The sequence below is a fragment of the Acidobacteriota bacterium genome, from assembly GCA_018001935.1.
Taxonomy (GTDB): Bacteria; Acidobacteriota; JAAYUB01; order JAAYUB01; family JAAYUB01; genus JAGNHB01.
This window is the reverse complement of sequence record JAGNHB010000008.1, coordinates 33,362-50,772: the sequence shown is the minus strand read 5'-3', so window position 1 is coordinate 50,772 and position 17,411 is coordinate 33,362. Positions and strand designations below refer to the sequence as shown.

Here is a 17,411-nt window from a genome sequence, read left to right as displayed (position 1 = left end):
TTTTCGGATTCCTCGATTTTGAAGAGGGGGACTAGCATGTTCGGAATCACGATGCCATCGACCTTCACCCCCCCGGTTCACCCGCCGGGCCCCTGGAAGCCGGGCGCCCCCGTCCCGCCCGCTCCCCGGTCCCCCCAGCCGGGCGCCGCTGCCGCCGTCCCGGGTGCGCACCGTCCGGAAAAGCCCGTCACCCCCGGGGAAACCGTCCAACGGATGACGAACCCGACGACGTGCCTCCCGGGCAGCCCGGCGTCCGCCGCCCTCCGTCGAACCGGCCCGGCCCTGCTCCTGCTCATGCTCCTGCTTGTTTTTTCGGGGGACGGGGTTCCCGCCCAGGCCCCTGAACCGGGGAAGGCCTCCGTCGTCCGACCCGAGGCCATCCCGATGGAAAAAGGGGTCTGCTGGGTCTATTCGGGCCAGGTGGAGTGGCTGGGACGGGACCAGAAGGAACACCGCAAAGTGTTGAAGTGGCGCTCTGAAATCACCGACGTCGTCCAGAGCGGAGGGATGATCGCCGCCACCCTCCTGGGGCACCCCCTGGACCTCGCCTTCTACGAGGAAGGCCGCGAACCCGGGCGCTACGTGTTGGTCAAGGATACGTCGGGAAAGTACTACCTCCTCTCCAACACCGCTGCCGAGGCCTTCGTGAACGCCATGATCCAGGGGGAAAGCCCCCGGGCGCCCTCCGTGGAGGACATGATCCTCGACGGGGCCCACCCCATGAGCGCCGCGCTCGCCTCCCCGACGGACGACGGCTACAACCGCTGGGTGACCGACGGGGCCAGAAATTTTATCCTGAAAGGGATCAAGGGATTGCAGGGAGGAACGGCCTCGTCCTGGCGAATGTCCCACCGGACGAACTCCTCGCACATGATGGCGTCGTACGTGCCCGGGGTCGGCCTCGTGGCCTTCCTCTTTGGCCACCACGGGACGCTCTCCCGGGTTGACGTCCGCCTGTCGGAATTCACCCGGAGCGGCCCGGGACCGGTAATACCCGCACCCGGAAAATGATCGTTCCACCCCCCGTCCCTCACCGCTTCCGCGAACCGCTGGCGCCGTACACCACCTGGAAGATCGGCGGGCCGGCGGACGTCCTGCTCGAGCCCCCCGACGTGAACGCTTTCCGCGAAACCCTGCGCTGGGCCCTCAATGAGGGGTTGCCCGTGACGGTCCTCGGCGGCGGCTCCAACATCCTGGTCTCCGACGCCGGGGTGGAGGGCGCCGTGATCCTGACCACGAGACTGGAGCGCCTCGTTCCGCTGGATTCGGATCAAACCGGCCGCCCGGGGATGGAGGTCGAGGCCGGGGCCACCATGGAGGCCGTCTGCCGGGAAGCCGTGCGCCTCGGCCTGGCCGGGCTGGAGGTTTTCCACGGCCTCCCCGGGACCGTCGGCGGCGCCGTCTTCATGAACGCGCGCTGCTGGGAGCGGTCCATCTCGGAACGGATCGAATCCGTTCGCTCTCTCGACGACCGGGGCGAGTGGATCCTCCGCCCGGCGTCCGGGTGCGATTTCGCCTACAAGCAGTCGATTTTCCAGCGCACGGGCGAGGCGGTGGCGAGCGTCCGGTTGAGACTGGACCCCGCCCCCGACCGGGAGGCGCTGGAGCGGGAGACGGAGGGCTACCGGAAGCGGCGCGAGGACGCGGGGCAGTACGCCTTCCCCAACGCCGGGTGCGTCTTCAAGAACGACCGAAATGCCGGGCGCCCGTCGGGCCGGATCATCGACGGGTGCGGGCTTCGCGGATACCGGACGGGACCCGTGGAGGTCTACGCCCGCCACGCCAACTTCATCGTCAACCGGGGGGGGGCCACCGCCCGCGAGGTCCTGGACGCCATCCGGCTCGTGGAAGAGACCGTCCTCGCACGAACCGGGGTCCGTCTCGAACGGGAAATCCGCCTTATCGGCCGCTGGCGCCCGGAGGACCACGTTCCCCCTCCGCCCTGAGCCGGATACCCCGGAACAAGGAACCACGGCGCGGTGAAGGCGGCCCTTCATGCCCTGTTGAAAGGATCCCGTTCTTCCAGGGGCAGAGCCCGTCAACTGTGGCCTGAGAGCGCAACCGAAATCGACAACCGGCTGGAAAAAACGCAACCGCGTAACCACCTTCAGCCTAACAGTCTTCAGCCTAACCCCCTGAGCCGTGCCCGAAGAAGATCCCGGGAATGCAGACCCTGAAGATCGTCGAGGACCCAGTCCGCTTCGGCCAAATCGTCGGCGCCGGTGGTGGTGGTGAGGGCGAGGACCGGCAGTCCGGCCCGTTTCGCGGCAGTGACCCCGGTGGGGGTGTCCTCGATGGCCAGGCAGGCAGCGGGCAGGATCCCTTCCCCGGGGAACGCTTCCGCCAGAAGGTCCACGGCCCGACAGTGGGTGGCGGGGTCGGGCTTGGACGCGCCCACGTGGTCCGCGGCCACCAGGGCCTGGAAGCAGCCGGTAACGCCGAGGCGGCCGAGAACCAAGCGGATCTCGTACTCCACCGAGCCGCTGGCCACGGCCAGCGGGACACTTTCGGCGTGTAGGGCGCGGATCATGGCCACGCTGCCGGGGACCTCCTCCACGCCGGCATCCAGGAGCCGTCGGAATCGGAGGGCCTTGTCACGGCAAAGGCGCTCGACCCGCGCCTCGTCCGGCGGGCGGCCGGCGGCGAGGAGGGCGGCGCGGTAGGCGTCCCGGTCGTCGAGGCCGACGTAGCGGGCCAAGTACTCAGGGTAGCCCAGGGTGAGCCCCAGCGCCCGGAACCCCTCCAGGAAGGCCTGGTAGTGGAGGGGTTCGGTGTCCACGATCACGCCGTCGAAGTCGAAAACGACGGCCCGGAAGAAAGCTTCGGGTCGTGGGCTGCGGGAGGCGGGCCCGACCGGCGGGCTCATGCGCCCGCCTTCCCGACCTTCTGGCCGGGCGGGTTGAGCGAGTCGGGCAGGCCGGGCGGGGCAGTCGGATCGGACGGATCGGTCGGATCCGACCGATCGGGCCGATTAGGTTTCCCGTCTCCCTCCACCCGCTCTACCGCGCTTCCCGCATGCCCTATGCCTGCCCCGAACCCCGTTTCTTCAGCTCTTCCAGTGTATTTCTCACTCCGCTCCCGGTTCCGCGGCGCGAACAGCAAGGCCAGAAGGGCAGGCAGGACGAAGCGCAGGGGGCGGGTGAAGACGGTGACGTCCAGCAGGTTGTGCCCCGCCGTCACGAGGAGGGCGAAGCCGGCGACGGCCCCCGCGGACAGGCCCCACCCTGCGGCGGAGGCTCGGGGCCCCCGGACCGGGCCCCCGCCGCGCTCCCCCAACTGCCGGCGGGTGGCCGCGACGACGGCCATGATCAGGGCCAGCCAGAGGAGGAGGCCGGGGAGGCCCAGCTCGACGCCGAGTTGCAGCGGGAGGCTGTGGGCATGGGTGGTGAGGAGCGCCTCGTCGTAGGCGACCAGGTAGTCGGGCACCGAAACGATCCAGTTGCCCGGTCCCACGCCGGTCAGGGGGTGGTCGCGCATCATGCGCAGGCTCGCCCCCAGGGCCCAGAAACGCGTCGCCCCCGTCAGGTCCGGGCAGGTCAAGACGTTGAGCAGCCTCCGGGCCTTGCCGGCGTAGGCCACGCGGTCGAGGTCCAGCACCTCGGGCGGGGCGCCCTCCTTCCACTGGCGGGCGGCGAGAACGATGTCCCGGGCGTCGAGCCGGCCGCTGCCGTCGAAGTCGTAATAGCGGAGAATCCCGCCGTACTGCTTCTCGTAGTTCCCCGTCAGGGCGTGCTGAACCCAGAGGACGCCGCACAGGCCCGCGTAGTGGCGCTGGTAGACCGTCTCGAACCGGACGGCCATCCAGGCGGTGTGCACGGCGCCGGCCAGGAGGGGGAGCAGGAGCACGACGGCGACGAGGGGCCACCGACGGCGGAACAGGATCAGTGAGCCGAAGAGGAGAGCGCCCGCGGCCAGGCCCGCCAGGGCGCCGCGGGATCCCGAGAGCCAGAGCGCGGTGAGCAGGGGGACCGTGGCCGCGGCCGGCCACCCGGGGTGAACGCGGGGCCCGCCGTCCCGGGACGCCAGGAGCCCGAGGCAGACGGCCAGGGCGGCCGCCACGAGGGCGGCGTACTGGTTGGGGTTTCCCAGGGTCCCGCCGACCCGTTCCCCCGTCACGGCGTACTGGACGATCCCGACCAGGGCCTCCAGGGTCCCGAAGCCGGCCACCAGTGGGAGGAGCCCGGTCTCGACGGCGGTGAACGGCCGGCGGGGCGCTGGCCGGGGGGGGTCTCCCCCGGGGCGGCCGTGCGAAGCCGACAGCAACCAGGAGAGGGACCAAAAGAGCAGGACCTGGAGCACCCGGGTCGCCTGCGTCGCCGGGTCGTGCGTCCGGAAACCGTGAAGGCCGAAGTCTGCCGCGAGCCAGACCAGGTAGATCGCCGGGGCGAGAAAGGCCGGCGAGGCGGCGAACCGGCGAAGGGCCGGCCGGCGGTCGCGGGGGCCCCCGCCCAGGGACCCCAGCACGATCCCGCCGGTCAGGAGGAGGGTGCTGAGGGTGCCGACCGGGGTCAGGCCCTTGACGAGCATCTCCCGCAGGAGCAGCAGGGCCAGGCAGGTCCAGGCGAAGAGCCGCCACCGCTCCCGGTTCCCGGTCGAGGGTCGCTCTTCGTTGCGCTCACGGCTCCGTTCGGGCCCGGACATGTTGCAGCGCCTCCTTCCGATCCCGTTCGTGACGAGGGGGGATATTAGCACGGATCGGACCGTTCGGGGCACAAACCTGTTCCCGAACGGGGCCCGTTCTGCTATAACGTCCGGCGGAGGTGCGGATGGCGTTCTACCTGGCTTGGACCGGGGATTACCTGGTGGCGCGGTCGACCCTTCTCGACGGGCTCCCCTTCGGGCACGGGTTCAGCACGCGGGTCACCCGCTCCGGCGCCGAGGTGGACCTTCGGGTGCGCAAGGAAGACACGTCGCCCGGTCTCGCCGCGCGCTCCCGGTATTTCGGGGCCGTGCTCCCGCCGGGGACGCACCTGGCGCTCCCGCACCAGGTCCACTCCGACCGGGTGCTGGTGGTGCGGCGGGGCGGGGACGGGGTCGCCTACCACCTGCGGGGGGAGCCGGTCGGCGCCCTCGGGTACCGGGTGGACGCCGACGGGGTGTGCGCGGCGGACCCGGGCCTGGCCGTGGGAGTCCAGACGGCGGACTGCGTCCCGGTCCTGATCGCCGACCCGGTGCGAGGCGTGTGCGCGGCCGTCCACTCGGGGTGGCGCGGCACGATGGCGGGGATCGCCGCCGTCGCCGTCCGGACCCTGGCCGAGGCGTTCGGGAGCGACCCGGCGGACCTGCGGGCGGCGGTGGGCCCGTCCATCCAGGGGTGTTGCTACGAGGTCGACGGGGAACTCGGCAGGCGGTTCGGCGAAGCGTTTGCCGGGTCCGTCAGGGGCGGGAAGGGAGAGGGAAGCCCCTGTCGCCTGGATCTGGGCCACTGCATCGCGGCGGCCCTTGAGGGGGCTGGGGTCGCGGCGTGCCGCATCGACCGGTGCCGACTCTGCACCCGTTGCGACGCCCGGTACTTTCACTCCTACCGGCGGACCGGCCCCTCGGCGGGCCGGATGATTTCATTCCTCTTTCCGGTAGTTGAAGACCAGGCGGCGGGGCCCGGTCTCGAATAGCACTTCCATCTTGCCGATGCCGAGGACCTGCTGGACCAGTCCCTTGCCGAACGTGGGGTGGAGGACGAAGTCGTTGGCCTGGTAGACCCCCGAGATGAAATAGGGTTTGAAGCCGTCCTCGGCGACGTTGGCCACGGCGTTGAGCCACTCCGTGGAGACGGCGGGCGTCTGCCCCTTCTCATCGGACGCCCTGGAGGCCTTCTCCCGGGCCGGGGCCTTCTTCTTGGCCGGTTCGGCCTGGGGCGGGTAGTACTTGTGCTCGCTGCCGCACTTCTGGCACTTGACCTTGGCCACGACCTCGTCCTTCAGCGCGACGATGGTGTGAAGCTTGACATCCTTGCACTTCGGGCACTTGCTCTTGATCTCTCCGGCGGTTTTCGGTTTCTTGCTCAGGACCATCTGGTTGCCCCCTTGCGAAAATCAAGCGTAACTATATCATGACCATGCGGAATCGAAAAGGGTAAAAGAGGGGTCGAGCATTCCCGATTTCTCGAAAGAGACCCGTCGTCACCGGTTTCTTCCGGGCCCTGCTCCGGGCGATGGCCAGCCCCCGGCCTCGGGGACCCTGAACGGGGGGGCCTGCACCGCCCCTGGTCCCCTTCACCCGCCGCTGACGGGGGGCAGGAAGGCCGCTTCGTCGCCGTCCGCGAGGGGAGTGTCGAAGGGGGCGTGCCGCAGGTTGACCGCCGGGATCACGCGGCCGCGGTGCAGGGCGAGCGCGGGACAGCGCCGGCAGAGGTCCTCCCAGAGGTCCGCCAGGGTGGCGGGCGCCTCCAGCGGCACCGTTTCCTCGGATCGCCCCGTGGCGTCCCGGAGGGAGGAGAAGTAGCGGACCCGAACCCGTATTTGCGCCATGGTTACGCCTCCTGAGCGGTCGCGGCGATCTCACCGACCCGCCGAATCCCCGGGAGCGCCCGGGTCTTCGGGGACGTTCGCCCCCTTCAGGCCCCTGCGACCGCCCGGCGCCCTTTTCCTCCCGGGCGTCGGCGGGGCCGCGTCGGCACCCGGGGCGGGAACCTCCAGGACCTTCACCTGCCCGAGGGGCGTCCCCGGGGCGAGGGAGGGCGGCTCGAGGCCAAGGACGCGATAACCGTCGCAGCAGGCCGCCCGGAGCAGGTCCTCGGGGGGGACCGATCCCCACAGCCGCCGCAGCTCGCCCATGACGTCCAGGTCCCCGGCCGTGACGGTGGAATCGGTGCCCAGCGCCACCGGGACGCCGGCCTCGCGGAAACGCTCCCAGGGAAACGGGCCGGTCCCCAGCGCGGCGTTGCTGCGGGGGCAGGCGATGACCGAAGCGCCCGCCTGGGCGATCAGCCGGGCGTCGGAGGCCTCCGCGTGCACGGCGTGGACGACGGCGGTTCCCGGCCCCAGGACACCCAGTTCCGCCAGCCAGGCGACGGGGGTCATCCCGGGCCGCTTCCAGGGCTTGCCGGTGATCTCGCGCATCAGGTTCCGGAGGGGCCCCTTCCCTTCACGGAAGTAGATCACCTCCTCCGGCGTCTCGGCGGCGTGGATCTGGAGGGGAATGTCCTCCGCCCGGGCATACTCGCCGATCCGGCGGAGCAGCGGCGCGCTGACCGTGTGGGCGGCATGGGGCGAGAGACCGACCCGCAGGCGACCCTCGCGGCGGCGCCAGGCGTCCACCTGCGCGCGGAGGTCGCGAAACCGGGCCTCGGCCTGCCCGGGGTCCGGGGCGATCACCTCCCAGTACACCGTCCCCGGCAGGCCGGCCTCGGCCAGGAGCACCTCCATGGCGGCGGGAGAGGCCACCACGTCCCCGACGGCGCCGGTGCGGTGCCAGCGGAGGCGCGCGAGCCCCGCGCGGGCCCCGTCGGCGCCCCGGCGGTCCCGGCAGGCCAGCATGTGCCGCACGAACCCCTCGTAGGAACCGTGAAAGGCCGGGCAGAGCGTCAGGTCGAGGTGGGTGTGCGTGTTGGCGGGGAGCGGCAGGACGGCGGCCCCCCGGTGAAGGGCCGGCGCCTCGGGCCAGGCCTGGCGCAGCGCCGCGCTTTCCCCGACGGCCAGGACACGGCCGTCCTCCACGACGACGGCCCCGCCGGGAATCGTCTCCCCGGGGCCCGGGCAGACCCAGTCCGCGGTCCACAGGGCACGGGACGCCGAATGGTTGATCATGGTCTCCTCCTTTTCGCGGCCCGAACCAGGGGAGGGACCGCGAGCAACACCCCCAGAATAGCACAGATCGGTGCGAGGGGGAGGCGCGCGCGCAGGGGAACGCGTCCGGGGATGCCGTAGATGCGGTAATTGGCCCAGTGCGAAGGGTCACGCCAGGCCGGTTCGGCGCTCGCGTCGCGGCGGGCGCGATGAAGGGCCCGGACCGCGTCGCCGCCGCTTTCCTCGAGCCGCACGAAGAAGCGGTGCATGAAGAAGGCGCAGAAGCGGTCCTCCACCTCGCGCTCCGTGGTGAGAACGCCCCCGCAGCCGGAGGCCAGGAAAACACGGGCCAGGGAGACGTTCCCCTCGCCCGGGAACACCCGCCCCCGTCCCGACCGGCAGCCCGAGAGAACGACGAGGCGGGCCTTCACCTCCAGGGCTTCCAGGTCCCGCACCGTCAGTACGGCGGGCCCGGCGTCCGTCCCGCCCAGTATCACCCGGCTCGCCCAGGGATTTTCCTCGTCGGCCTCGATGTGGGCCGCCACGTGGAACACCCCCGTCTCGCGGCGGCCCAGAAGCCGGCTGGCACCGGCGGTCCCCGCCCAGGGGCCGCGGACGACCCGGGACGCCGTCCAGGGCCCGGAGAGGGCCGTGTTCCGGACCTCCGGTTCCGCGAAGGGAAGGTCGGGCCACGCCTCCCCGGCCGGGCCGCTCCCGAAAAGGCCGCAGTAATCGCAGGCCGCCGGGTCCCCTTCCCGGCTGCCGGCCCGGAGAGCCGACCGCCACGAGGGGAGGTAGCAGAGGGGACGGAACAGGCCAAGGTACTCCCTCCGGCCACCGGCGGTAACCTGGACGGATTCCAGGGGGAAGGCGTGAAGTTCCCCGTCCGGAAGAACGATGAGTTCCTCGGCGGAAACCAGCAAGCGCAGGAGGGACGGGCTGGCGAGGAACTCCCGGAGCCGACCGGCCCAGGGGGCGGCCGGATCACCGGCCCGGGCCCGCCCGTCCCCGGTCCCTGGCCTCCCGGGGGACGCGGCCGCCGCCGAACGCCCCGGCTCGCCCAGGCCCGCCTCGAGCGACCCGAACAGGGCCCCGGCGCCCCACCCCCCGAGCACCAGGTAGTAGAGCCTGCGGGTGCCCTGGAAAAAGACGAGGGCCACCGCGCGACGGTGGGAGAGAAGGGTGCGGACCTCGGCCAGGAGGACGCGGTCGCCGGGGCCCGGGGCGGAACGCCTCGCCTCCAGGCGCTTCCGGAGGACCCGTCCGCGGTACCACTCCATGGCGTCCAGGGCGTACTGAAGCCGGGTCTCCTCGGGGAGTTCCCCGGGCCGCACCGAGGCCAGCGCGTCCAGGAGAGCCTCCACGAGTTCCCTCCCGGTCCCGCCGAACCGGATCTGGGTCTCCTCCCCTCCGCACCGGTCCTGGAGGGCGTCGAAGGCGGAAGCGGACCGGGAGAGCGCCGCCAGGGCCTCGGTGACGCGGCCCGTCCCCGCCAGGAGCTTGCCTCGCAGGAGGGGGACCTCCCAGCGCAGCGAACCCTCGGGGCCCCCGGGCAGGGCGGACTCCAGGCGACCGAGCGCGGCGGCGGCCTCCGTGTAGCGGGAGGCCTCGAGAAGGCAGCAGCAGTCGAGAAAGTGGTACAGGGGGAGGTGCCGCGCGTTCCCGGGGGATTTCATCTCGCGGGCGATCTCCGCGAGGGCGGCCTCCGCCTCGGGGAGATCGCCCCGGCCGAGCAGTGCCGCGACCCGGTTCAACGCGACGAGGAGGGCATTCTCCGGGAGGCCCAGGGACCGGAATGCCGCCCCGGCGCGCGCGTAGCAGGCCAGGGCCTGGCCCCACCGCTCGCCCCGGGCGTAGACGTTGCCCAAATTCAGGGTCCCCAGGGCCCGGATCTCCTCCGGTACGTGCTCGGGGTCGATCTCGATCGCCCGCCGGTAATCCTCCAGCGCGGACTCGGGCATCCCGAGACGCTCGTGGAGGGCCCCCCGGTTGAGCAGGTTGACGGCCCGCGCCCGGGGCACCAGGGCGGTCCGGGTGTCCCGGATGACCTCGTCGTGGCAGGCCAGCGCCAGGGCGTAATCCCCGGTCTCGTCGTAGAGGTAGGCCAGGTTGGCCAGGGAGGCGTTCCGGAGCCGGGCGTAACCGCGGTCCCCCGGGCCCCGGGCGATGCCGCGGAAAACGAGGACGGCTTCCCGGAGGTCGCCCCGGCGGGCCAGGAGCATCCCCCGGGCGAAGTCCAGGTGAGCCTTCAGCCAGGGCGACGGGAAGTTCCTCAGGAGACGTTCGGACTGGCGGCAGGCCTCGTGCGCTTCGTCCAGCCGGTCCCCGGCGATCAGGGCCTGCGCGCGGAGGGTCCCCGCCTCGATCTCGAGCCAGCGGTCATCGACACGGGACGCCAGGGCGGCCGCCTGGCGCCACCGCCGCAGGGCGCCGTCCGTGTCTCCCCGGAGGAAGCGGAGGCGGCCGCTCTCGAGCAGGCAGTCCAGGTCCCGCGGGCCGGCGAGGGTCCCGGGCAGCCGCCCGGCGGCGCCCGGCGAGAGGACCTGCCGGATCAGCCCGAGGAAGGGGTTGACCGGGGCGGGGCCGCGGGAAGACCCCAGGGCAACCGCGAGCCTGTCCCGCCAGGCGGGGTCCAGGTAGGCTTCGCAGGAGCAGCGCCAGACGAAGTGGGCGGGGTACGCCGCCAGCAGCCGGGTGACGGACGCCGTGCGGTCCCGGGGGGCCTCGCCGAGGGAGAGCCGCGCCGCTTCGACCTGGTGCGCGAACACCTCGCCGGGCGGGGGCTTCTCTCCCGGGAGGAACAGGTACCACAGCAGGGCGACCCGGCCGGAGGTTTCGGGGAGGGCGGCCCAGGGACGGAGGCGATCGGCTGCCGCCCGGGTCTGACCGGCCCGGACGAGGTGCGGCAGGTCACGGACGTCACGGGTGAAGGCGGGATAGGTCCCCGAGGCCCCGCCGGGGGCGCGGGCCCCGGCCGCCGGGCACGGCCCCGCGACGGCCGTCAGCACCGCCAGGCAGCCGAACAGCCGGGCCGCTTTCCGGGCTCGGGGGCAGGGGTACCCGTCCAAGGGACCCTCCCGTTCACGGGCGGGGCGTGACCACCCGGATGGAGTTGGTGGCTCCCACGGCCTGGAACTGGCCCGTGACCACCACGAACCGGAACCCTGGCTCGGCGTGGAAACGTTCGGAGATCCGGCGCTCCGTGAAAGCCATCAGTTCGTCGGTGTTCCCGAAGCGGTCGATGGGCCAGGGGAAGACCCCGTAGAGCAGCGCCATGCGCCGGCACGCGACGGGGTCCGGCGACATGGCCACGACGGGCGGGCGGGGGCGGAACCGCGACACCACGGCCGCCGTGCGCCCCGAGAGGGTGTGGACGAGGATCCCCTTCGCCTCCAGGTCGTGGGCCGCCGTCACCGCGGCGTGGGCCACCGAGTAGAGGACTTCGCCGCGTGCCGCGCTCTCCGGCGCCTCCCGGCAGGCGCAGCAGAGGCCGTCCTGGTACTCCTCGGTCCGGGCGGCGATCCCCGCCAGGGTGCCGATGGCCTCCAGGGGGTACTTCCCCATGGCCGACTCCTCGGAGAGCATCACGGCGTCGGTGCCGTCCAGGACGGCGTTGGCGACGTCGGTGGCTTCCGCCCGGGTGGGCATGGGTTCCTCCGTCATGCTCTCCAGCATCTGGGTGGCGGTGATGACGGGGACCCCCCGGGCCGCGCACCGCTGAATGATCCGTTTCTGCAGCACGCCGATGCGCTCGATGTCCACCTCGACCCCGAGGTCGCCCCGGGCCACCATGACGCCGTCGGTGGCGTCGAGGATCTCGTCGAGACGCTCCACCGCCTGGGGTTTCTCGATCTTGGCCACCAGGAAGGGCCCGCCGTCCCCGCGGGCGACGAGGGCGCGCAGGTCCCGCATGTCCTGCGCCGAGCGGACGAAGCTCAGGGCGATGAAGTCCGCGCCGAGGTCCCGGGCCGCTTCCGCGTCCCGGCGGTCCTTTTCCGTCAGCGCGGGGAGGCGGGTGGCGATCCCGGGGAAGTTGACCCCCTTGTGTTCCCGGAGCAGCCCGCCCTTGGCGACGTGGCACACCAGGGCCTCCCGGGAGGTTTCCGCCACCGTCAGGATGATCCGGCCGTCGTCCAGGAGGATGCGCATCCCCACCGGAAATTCGTCGGGCTCGAAGGCGTAGGAGACCGAGGCCCGGGAGGCGTCCCCCTCCACGTTTTCCCGCAGGAGTGAAAACGACGCCCCCGCGGTCAGGAGGACGGGCTCGCGGTTCACCAGCCTGCCGATGCGGATCTTGGGGCCCTGGAGGTCGGCGAGGACCCCCACGGTCCGGCCGGTTTCGCGCTCGGCCTCGCGGACCTGGTCCCGGAGGGCCGCGAACCCTTCCGCGGAACCGTGGGAGAAGTTGTACCGGAAGACGTTCACCCCGGCCTCGACGGCCCGCCGCAGCATCCCGGGCGCCGAGAGGGCCGGTCCGTAGGTGGCGACGATCTTCGTCTTCTTGGGAAAGAGTGCCCGAGTGTCCATGAAAAACCTCCTTCAGAAAGGGACGACGGTATTCTATAATAGGATCTCACACCGCGCAACGCGCAAACCCCGGGAGGTCCCGTGAGCAAGGTTTTCTTCATCAACGCCCGCCTGAAAAAGAACCGGAGCCTCGTGGAACGCATGGGACCGCTCCTCGAGGCCGCCGGTCTCGATTTCATCCGCCCCGGCGACCTGACGGCCGTCAAGCTGAGCTTCGGCGAGCGGGGGAACACGGCCTTCCTGCGCCCCGTTTTCGTCCGCAAGGCCGTGGACATGATCAAGGCGAAGGGGGGAAAGCCCTTCCTGACGGACACCAACACGCTCTACCACGGCTCCCGAACCGACTCGGTGGACCACGTGAGCCTGGCGGTGGAGCACGGCTTCGGGCTGGCCCAGACCGGCGCGCCCGTCATCATGGCCGACGGCCTGCGCTCCGAGAGCTGGACGAAGGTGGAGGTCGGGCTGAAGCACTTCAAGCACGTCAAGCTCGGCAGCGTCGTCCGGGAGGCCGACGCCCTGGTCAGCCTCGCCCACTTCAAGGGGCACATGCTCCTGGGGTTCGGGGGGACCCTGAAAAACCTCGGCATGGGGCTCGGTTCCCGATCCCAGAAGCAGCTGATGCACGGCGGGGCCGTCCGGCCCGAATTCGTCAAGGGCGTCAAGTGCATCGCCTGCGGGCGCTGCGTGGAAGTCTGCCTGCAGGGTGCCGCCCGGGTGGAGAAGGGCCGGGCCCGCTTCGACCCCGACCGGTGCGTGGGGTGCGCCGACTGCATCGCCGCCTGCCCGGCCCGGTGCCTTCGGATCCTTTGGACCGAGAAACCCGAGGTGGTCGGGGAAAAGACCGTCGAGACGGCCTGCGGCGTGCTCCGGTTGATGAGGGACAAGGCCCTGTTCGTCAACGTCATCCTCGACGTGAGCCCCGAGTGCGACTGCTTCCCCTTCGCGGACGTCCCGGTGTCCCCCAACATCGGGATCGTCGCGTCCCGGGACCCCGTGGCCGTCGACCAGGCCGCGGCGGACCTGGTCAACGCGCGCGAGTCCATCCCCGGCAGCGCCATCGGGAAAAGAGGGAAGCACGAGGACAAGATCCGGGCCGTCCACCCCGAGGTCGACTGGCGGGTCCACCTGCACTACGCCGAGACCATCGGCCTCGGCACCTGCAGCTACGAGCTGGTGGAACTCGACTGAGCACCCGCACGGGAGGCTTCGCGACATGTACGACGACCCGGAACACCCCTCCTATCACCGCCGGCACCCGTTCCCGCCGGGTTGCGCCGCGGGGGAGGACGCCCCCGACACCTATTGCCGTTTCTGGGACCTCACCCGGAACACCAGCGACCTCATCTACACCCTCGACCTCCAGGGGCGGATCACCTCCGCCAACCAGGCCTGCGAGCGGGTCTCCGGCTACACCCGGGACGAGCTGGTGGGCATGGACATCTCCTCCGTCATCGCGTCCCCGGAACAGGAGCAGCTGTCCCGGGAGCAGATCGCGCGAAAGATCGCCGGGCAGGAGCTGACCTCGGTCTACGAGCTCGAGTGCCGGGACAAGTCCGGGCGGCCGGTGGTCCTGGAGATCAACAGCCACCTGAATTTCCGCAACGGCAAGCCTTACGAGATCTTCGGGATCGCCCGGGACGTGACCTTCCGCCGGGAGATGGAGCGGGCGCTGGCCGAGAGCGAGGACCGTTTCCGCAACCTGGTGGCCGAACTCCCGGTAGTGGTGGTCATCCATGCGGACAACCGGATCGAGTACATCAACGACGCCGTGAAGGAACTGCTCGGGTACACGGTCGAGGAGATGATGAACGGCCCGGTCCTCGTCCACATCCACGAGGAGGACCGCCCCATGGTCGTGGAAATGATCCGGCGGCGGTTCCGCGGCGAGGACGTCCCCGGGTACGTCACCCGCTTCCGTCGGAAGGACGGGACGGTGGTCCACGGGCAGGTCCGGGGCGTCATCACCAGGTACAAGAACCGCCCCATGATTCTCACCGTTCTGAACGACGTCGAGGATCGCCTGCGCTTCGAGGCCGAGATGAACCGGGCCAAGGAGGAACTGGAGGAACGGGTGGAAGAGCGCACGGCCGCCCTGAAGCGGGCCAACCAGAAGCTCCTTGAACTCGACCAGGTGAAGACGGACTTCCTCTCCACCGTCTCCCACGAGCTCCGGACCCCCCTGACCTCCATCGTCGGTTTCGCCAAGATCATGCGGAAGCGGTTTCGCGAGGTTCTCCTCCCGCTCATCCCCGACGAGGACGACCGGATCTGCAGGCTGGTGGGGCAGATGCGGGAGAACTTCGACGTGATCATCTCGGAGGGCGACCGCCTGACCGCCCTCATCAACGACCTTCTGGACCTCTCCAAGATGGAAGCCGGGCGGATCGAGTGGAAGCGGGAGTCCCTCGACGCCGCGGTCCTGGTCCGCAAAGCCGCGGCGTCCATCGAGCCGCTCTGCCGGCAGCGGGGACTGGACCTGTCCACCGAGGTCCCCCCGGACCCGGTCCTCCTCGTGGGGGACCCCGACCGCCTCCACCAGGTCATTCTCAACCTGGTGAGCAACGCCGTGAAGTTCACCGAGACGGGTTGCGTCACGGTAGGGTGCCGGCGGCACCCCGACCACGTCCGCTTCAGCGTCATGGACACCGGGCCCGGGATCCCCGAGGAACACCGCCTGCGAATCTTCGACAAGTTCACCCAGATCGAGCCGCCCAAGGGTCCGCGGGCCAAGGGGACCGGGCTGGGTCTCGCCATCTGCCGGCAGATCGTGGAGGCACACGGGGGCGCCATCTGGGTGGAAAACGCAGCGGCGGGCGGGAGCAATTTCCTCTTCACCCTCCCGCTCTGACCCCCGGCGAGGTCCCGGGACCCGTACCCCCCGGGTCCCCGGGCCCGCCTATTCCGTGATTTCCTTGAACACCGCCCACAAATCCAGCGCGTTCACCTCGTGATCCCCGTTGACGTCGGCGCACCAGGTGCCGCAGGGGAGTTCCGTCAGGTTGGCGGCCAGAAAACCCGCCTCGAGGGACAGGTCCACGGCGTTGATGTACCCGTCCTCGTTGAGGTCGGCGCCGGGGTTGTAGACGCGGACCAGGGCGGTACGGGAGTCGACGGCGCCGCAGAGGTTGGACGCGCGGACCCAGTAATTCGTGTTGACGGTGAGGCTGGGCGTCGTGTAAGAAGCGGCGTTCGTCCCCACCGGGGTCGAGGTGTCGCCCGCGGTGCCCTGGTACCACTGGAAGGAGGGGGACCCCCCGGCGACGGTGACGGTGAGGGTGACGGCGGTCTTCTGGGGGATCCGCCGGTCGTCGGGCCCGGAAACGATCTGGGGGAGTGCCAGGGGGGTGAGGGTGGCGGCCAGGCTGTCGACGGACCCCTCGTCGTCGGTCACCCGGACCCAGTAACTGACCACGGTGGTCACCGGCGAGGTGGTCAGGGAGGGGGAATCGGTCCCCACGGGGATCGAGGTGTCGCCAGGCGCGCCCTGGTACCATGCGTAGTGCAGCGTCCCGGTGCCGTTGGCGGTCACGCTCAGGGAGGTCGTCGTCCCGCTGCAGACGCCGGCGCTTTGGGGGTGTGTCGTGATGAGGGGGCCCGGGGGGAGCACGGCCGACACGGCCGCGAAGGCGTCGATTCGCCCGTAACCGAAGGTGTTGTTGGGGATGCTGCTCCCGGGGACGCCGCCGCAGGTCTGCGTGGTGGTCAGGGGGACGGCGGTGGTCCGGATGGCCGCCTCGAGGGCGTCCACGTCGCCGCGGAGCGCCGGCGCGGCGGAGATCAGCAGGGCCACCAGGCCGGCCACGTGGGGGCCCGCCATGCTGGTGCCGCTCATGGTCGTGTAGCCGGTGCCGGGGTAGCAGGAGCGTATGTTGGTCCCGGGGGCGGAGACGTCCGGCTTGAGACGGTTGCTGCCGTCCACGGTGACGGGGCCCCGGCTCGAGGAGCCCGAGATGGCGTCGGTGGAGGTGGTGTTGCCCACGGTGAAGCTCTCGTCGTAGATGGCGATGGGGTCGGTGATGGAGGAGCAGGCGCTTCCGGAGTTCCCGGCGGAGGCCACCACCATGATGCCGGCCGCCCGGAGGCTGGCCACGGCCGACTGGAGGACGTTGGGGTCGGTGCACCCCTCGTCGGGCGGGCAGCCCCACGAGTTGTTGATGACGTCGGGTGCGCGGGAGGGGTCGGGGTTGTTCCCCGCCAGGTCGGTGGGGGCTAAAAACCACTGCATGCACTCGATGTAGGTGGTGGGGGAACCCACCCCGCCGTTCATGTTGCGACACCCGATCCAGCGCGCCTGGGGCGCCATGCCGATCTGGTTGGCCCCGTCCTCGCCCACCATGGTGCCCATGGTGTGGGTCCCGTGGCCGTAATCGTCGCAGGGCTCGGGCGAGTCGGCGCCGCAGGTGCTCCCGCCGGCGTGGACGGCGTCGTGCCAGTTGTAGTTGTGGTTCGCGTTCGCGCCGTCCCAACCGCGGTACTTCGATTTGAGGGCGGGGTGGTCCCAGTCGTAGCCGGTGTCTGCACCGGCGACCACGACGCCGGCGCCGCGCACGCCGAGGTTCCAGGCCTCGGGGGCCCGGACCTTGGTGAGGTTCCACTCCACCGCCGCGGCCATCCCCGGCGACAACGCGGTCGGGCAAGGCAGCGCCAGGCGGACCTGGGGGTCGGCGTACACGCAGCGCACGTCATCCCGACCCGCCAGTTCCTCGACGAGGCCGGCGTCGGCGCTGACGCCCACCATGTTCACGATCCAGAAGGCGCGGTGGGGCACCCCCGCCTTGCCCAGGCGGGACAGCAGCGCCCCCTGGGCGTTCCGGGCGGTAAACGTGAGCTGCTCATAGACCCACCGCCCGCGCTCCGCCTTGTCGGGGATGAACCGGGCCAGGGAGAGGTCCGCCTGGTCGGACAGCATCACCAGGCACGGGACGGCGCCGCCCTTGGCCAGTTCACGCAGGAGGAGCGGGTCCACCTTCCCCGCGGGGGAGGCCGCGGGAACGACGGCCAGGGAAAGGAACAACAAGGCGGCGGTCAGAACGGCGGCCCCGGGGAAGCGGCCCGCCGAGCGACGGGTCCCGCGGGCGGTCTTCAGACCCTGGCGGTCACGAAAATCGGGTTCGAACATGCAATCCCCCTTCATCGACATGCCCCCATCTTATCCCAGGA

Annotated in this window: 13 protein-coding genes; 5 read left to right on the top strand and 8 right to left on the bottom strand. The window is 71.0% G+C overall.

What is annotated here, in order from left to right; all coding sequences use genetic code 11:
* Nucleotides 1–36: 36 nt before the first annotated feature.
* Nucleotides 37–1,011, top strand: coding sequence for a hypothetical protein (locus tag KA419_05030; protein MBP7865294.1), 975 nt, complete (start codon nt 37–39; stop codon nt 1,009–1,011).
* Nucleotides 1,008–1,946, top strand: a complete 939-nt coding sequence (murB, locus tag KA419_05025) for a UDP-N-acetylmuramate dehydrogenase (protein ID MBP7865293.1) — start codon at nt 1,008–1,010, stop codon at nt 1,944–1,946. Before KA419_05030 ends, murB begins: the two co-directional genes overlap by 4 nt.
* A gap of 176 nt (nt 1,947–2,122) precedes the next feature.
* Here the strand turns inward: murB and KA419_05020 are convergent, their stop codons facing one another.
* On the bottom strand, nt 2,123–2,866 hold the full coding sequence (locus KA419_05020; protein ID MBP7865292.1) for an HAD family phosphatase: 744 nt from the start codon (nt 2,864–2,866) through the stop codon (nt 2,123–2,125).
* A complete protein-coding gene (locus KA419_05015) occupies nt 2,863–4,641 on the bottom strand; it encodes an O-antigen ligase family protein (protein ID MBP7865291.1) in 1,779 nt (592 codons plus the stop codon). The genes KA419_05020 and KA419_05015 overlap by 4 nt, the downstream gene beginning before the upstream one ends.
* 125 nt (nt 4,642–4,766) lie before the next feature.
* Between KA419_05015 and pgeF the strand changes: the two genes are divergently transcribed.
* Nucleotides 4,767–5,612 carry a peptidoglycan editing factor PgeF gene (pgeF, locus tag KA419_05010; GenBank protein ID MBP7865290.1) on the top strand — a complete coding sequence of 282 codons (846 nt, stop codon included), beginning with the start codon at nt 4,767–4,769 and terminating at the stop codon, nt 5,610–5,612.
* Here pgeF and KA419_05005 read toward each other — a convergent pair.
* The 5 genes from KA419_05005 to pyk form a co-directional block, all read right to left on the bottom strand.
* On the bottom strand, nt 5,559–6,011 hold the full coding sequence (locus tag KA419_05005; protein MBP7865289.1) for a hypothetical protein: 453 nt from the start codon (nt 6,009–6,011) through the stop codon (nt 5,559–5,561). The genes pgeF and KA419_05005 overlap by 54 nt on opposite strands.
* Before the next feature lie 201 nt (nt 6,012–6,212).
* A complete protein-coding gene (locus tag KA419_05000) occupies nt 6,213–6,458 on the bottom strand; it encodes a MoaD/ThiS family protein (GenBank protein ID MBP7865288.1) in 246 nt (81 codons plus the stop codon).
* Between the two features lie 39 nt (nt 6,459–6,497).
* Nucleotides 6,498–7,745 carry an amidohydrolase family protein gene (locus KA419_04995; GenBank protein MBP7865287.1) on the bottom strand — a complete coding sequence of 416 codons (1,248 nt, stop codon included), beginning with the start codon at nt 7,743–7,745 and terminating at the stop codon, nt 6,498–6,500.
* A complete protein-coding gene (locus KA419_04990) occupies nt 7,742–10,792 on the bottom strand; it encodes a CHAT domain-containing protein (protein MBP7865286.1) in 3,051 nt (1,016 codons plus the stop codon). Before KA419_04990 ends, KA419_04995 begins: the two co-directional genes overlap by 4 nt.
* A gap of 13 nt (nt 10,793–10,805) precedes the next feature.
* Nucleotides 10,806–12,251 carry a pyruvate kinase gene (pyk, locus tag KA419_04985; GenBank protein MBP7865285.1) on the bottom strand — a complete coding sequence of 482 codons (1,446 nt, stop codon included), beginning with the start codon at nt 12,249–12,251 and terminating at the stop codon, nt 10,806–10,808.
* Between the two features lie 141 nt (nt 12,252–12,392).
* On the opposite strand from pyk, the gene KA419_04980 reads away from it, so the two are divergent.
* Nucleotides 12,393–13,439 carry a DUF362 domain-containing protein gene (locus KA419_04980; GenBank protein ID MBP7865284.1) on the top strand — a complete coding sequence of 349 codons (1,047 nt, stop codon included), beginning with the start codon at nt 12,393–12,395 and terminating at the stop codon, nt 13,437–13,439.
* Nucleotides 13,440–13,464: 25 nt separating this feature from the next.
* A complete protein-coding gene (locus KA419_04975; protein MBP7865283.1) occupies nt 13,465–15,099 on the top strand; it encodes a PAS domain S-box protein in 1,635 nt (544 codons plus the stop codon).
* A 48-nt stretch (nt 15,100–15,147) separates the two neighbouring features.
* On the opposite strand, the gene KA419_04970 is transcribed toward KA419_04975, so the two are convergent.
* The gene (locus KA419_04970) at nt 15,148–17,370 is read right to left on the bottom strand and encodes a S8 family serine peptidase (protein ID MBP7865282.1); all 2,223 of its coding nucleotides are present in this window, start codon (nt 17,368–17,370) and stop codon (nt 15,148–15,150) included.
* Nucleotides 17,371–17,411 lie beyond the last annotated feature (41 nt).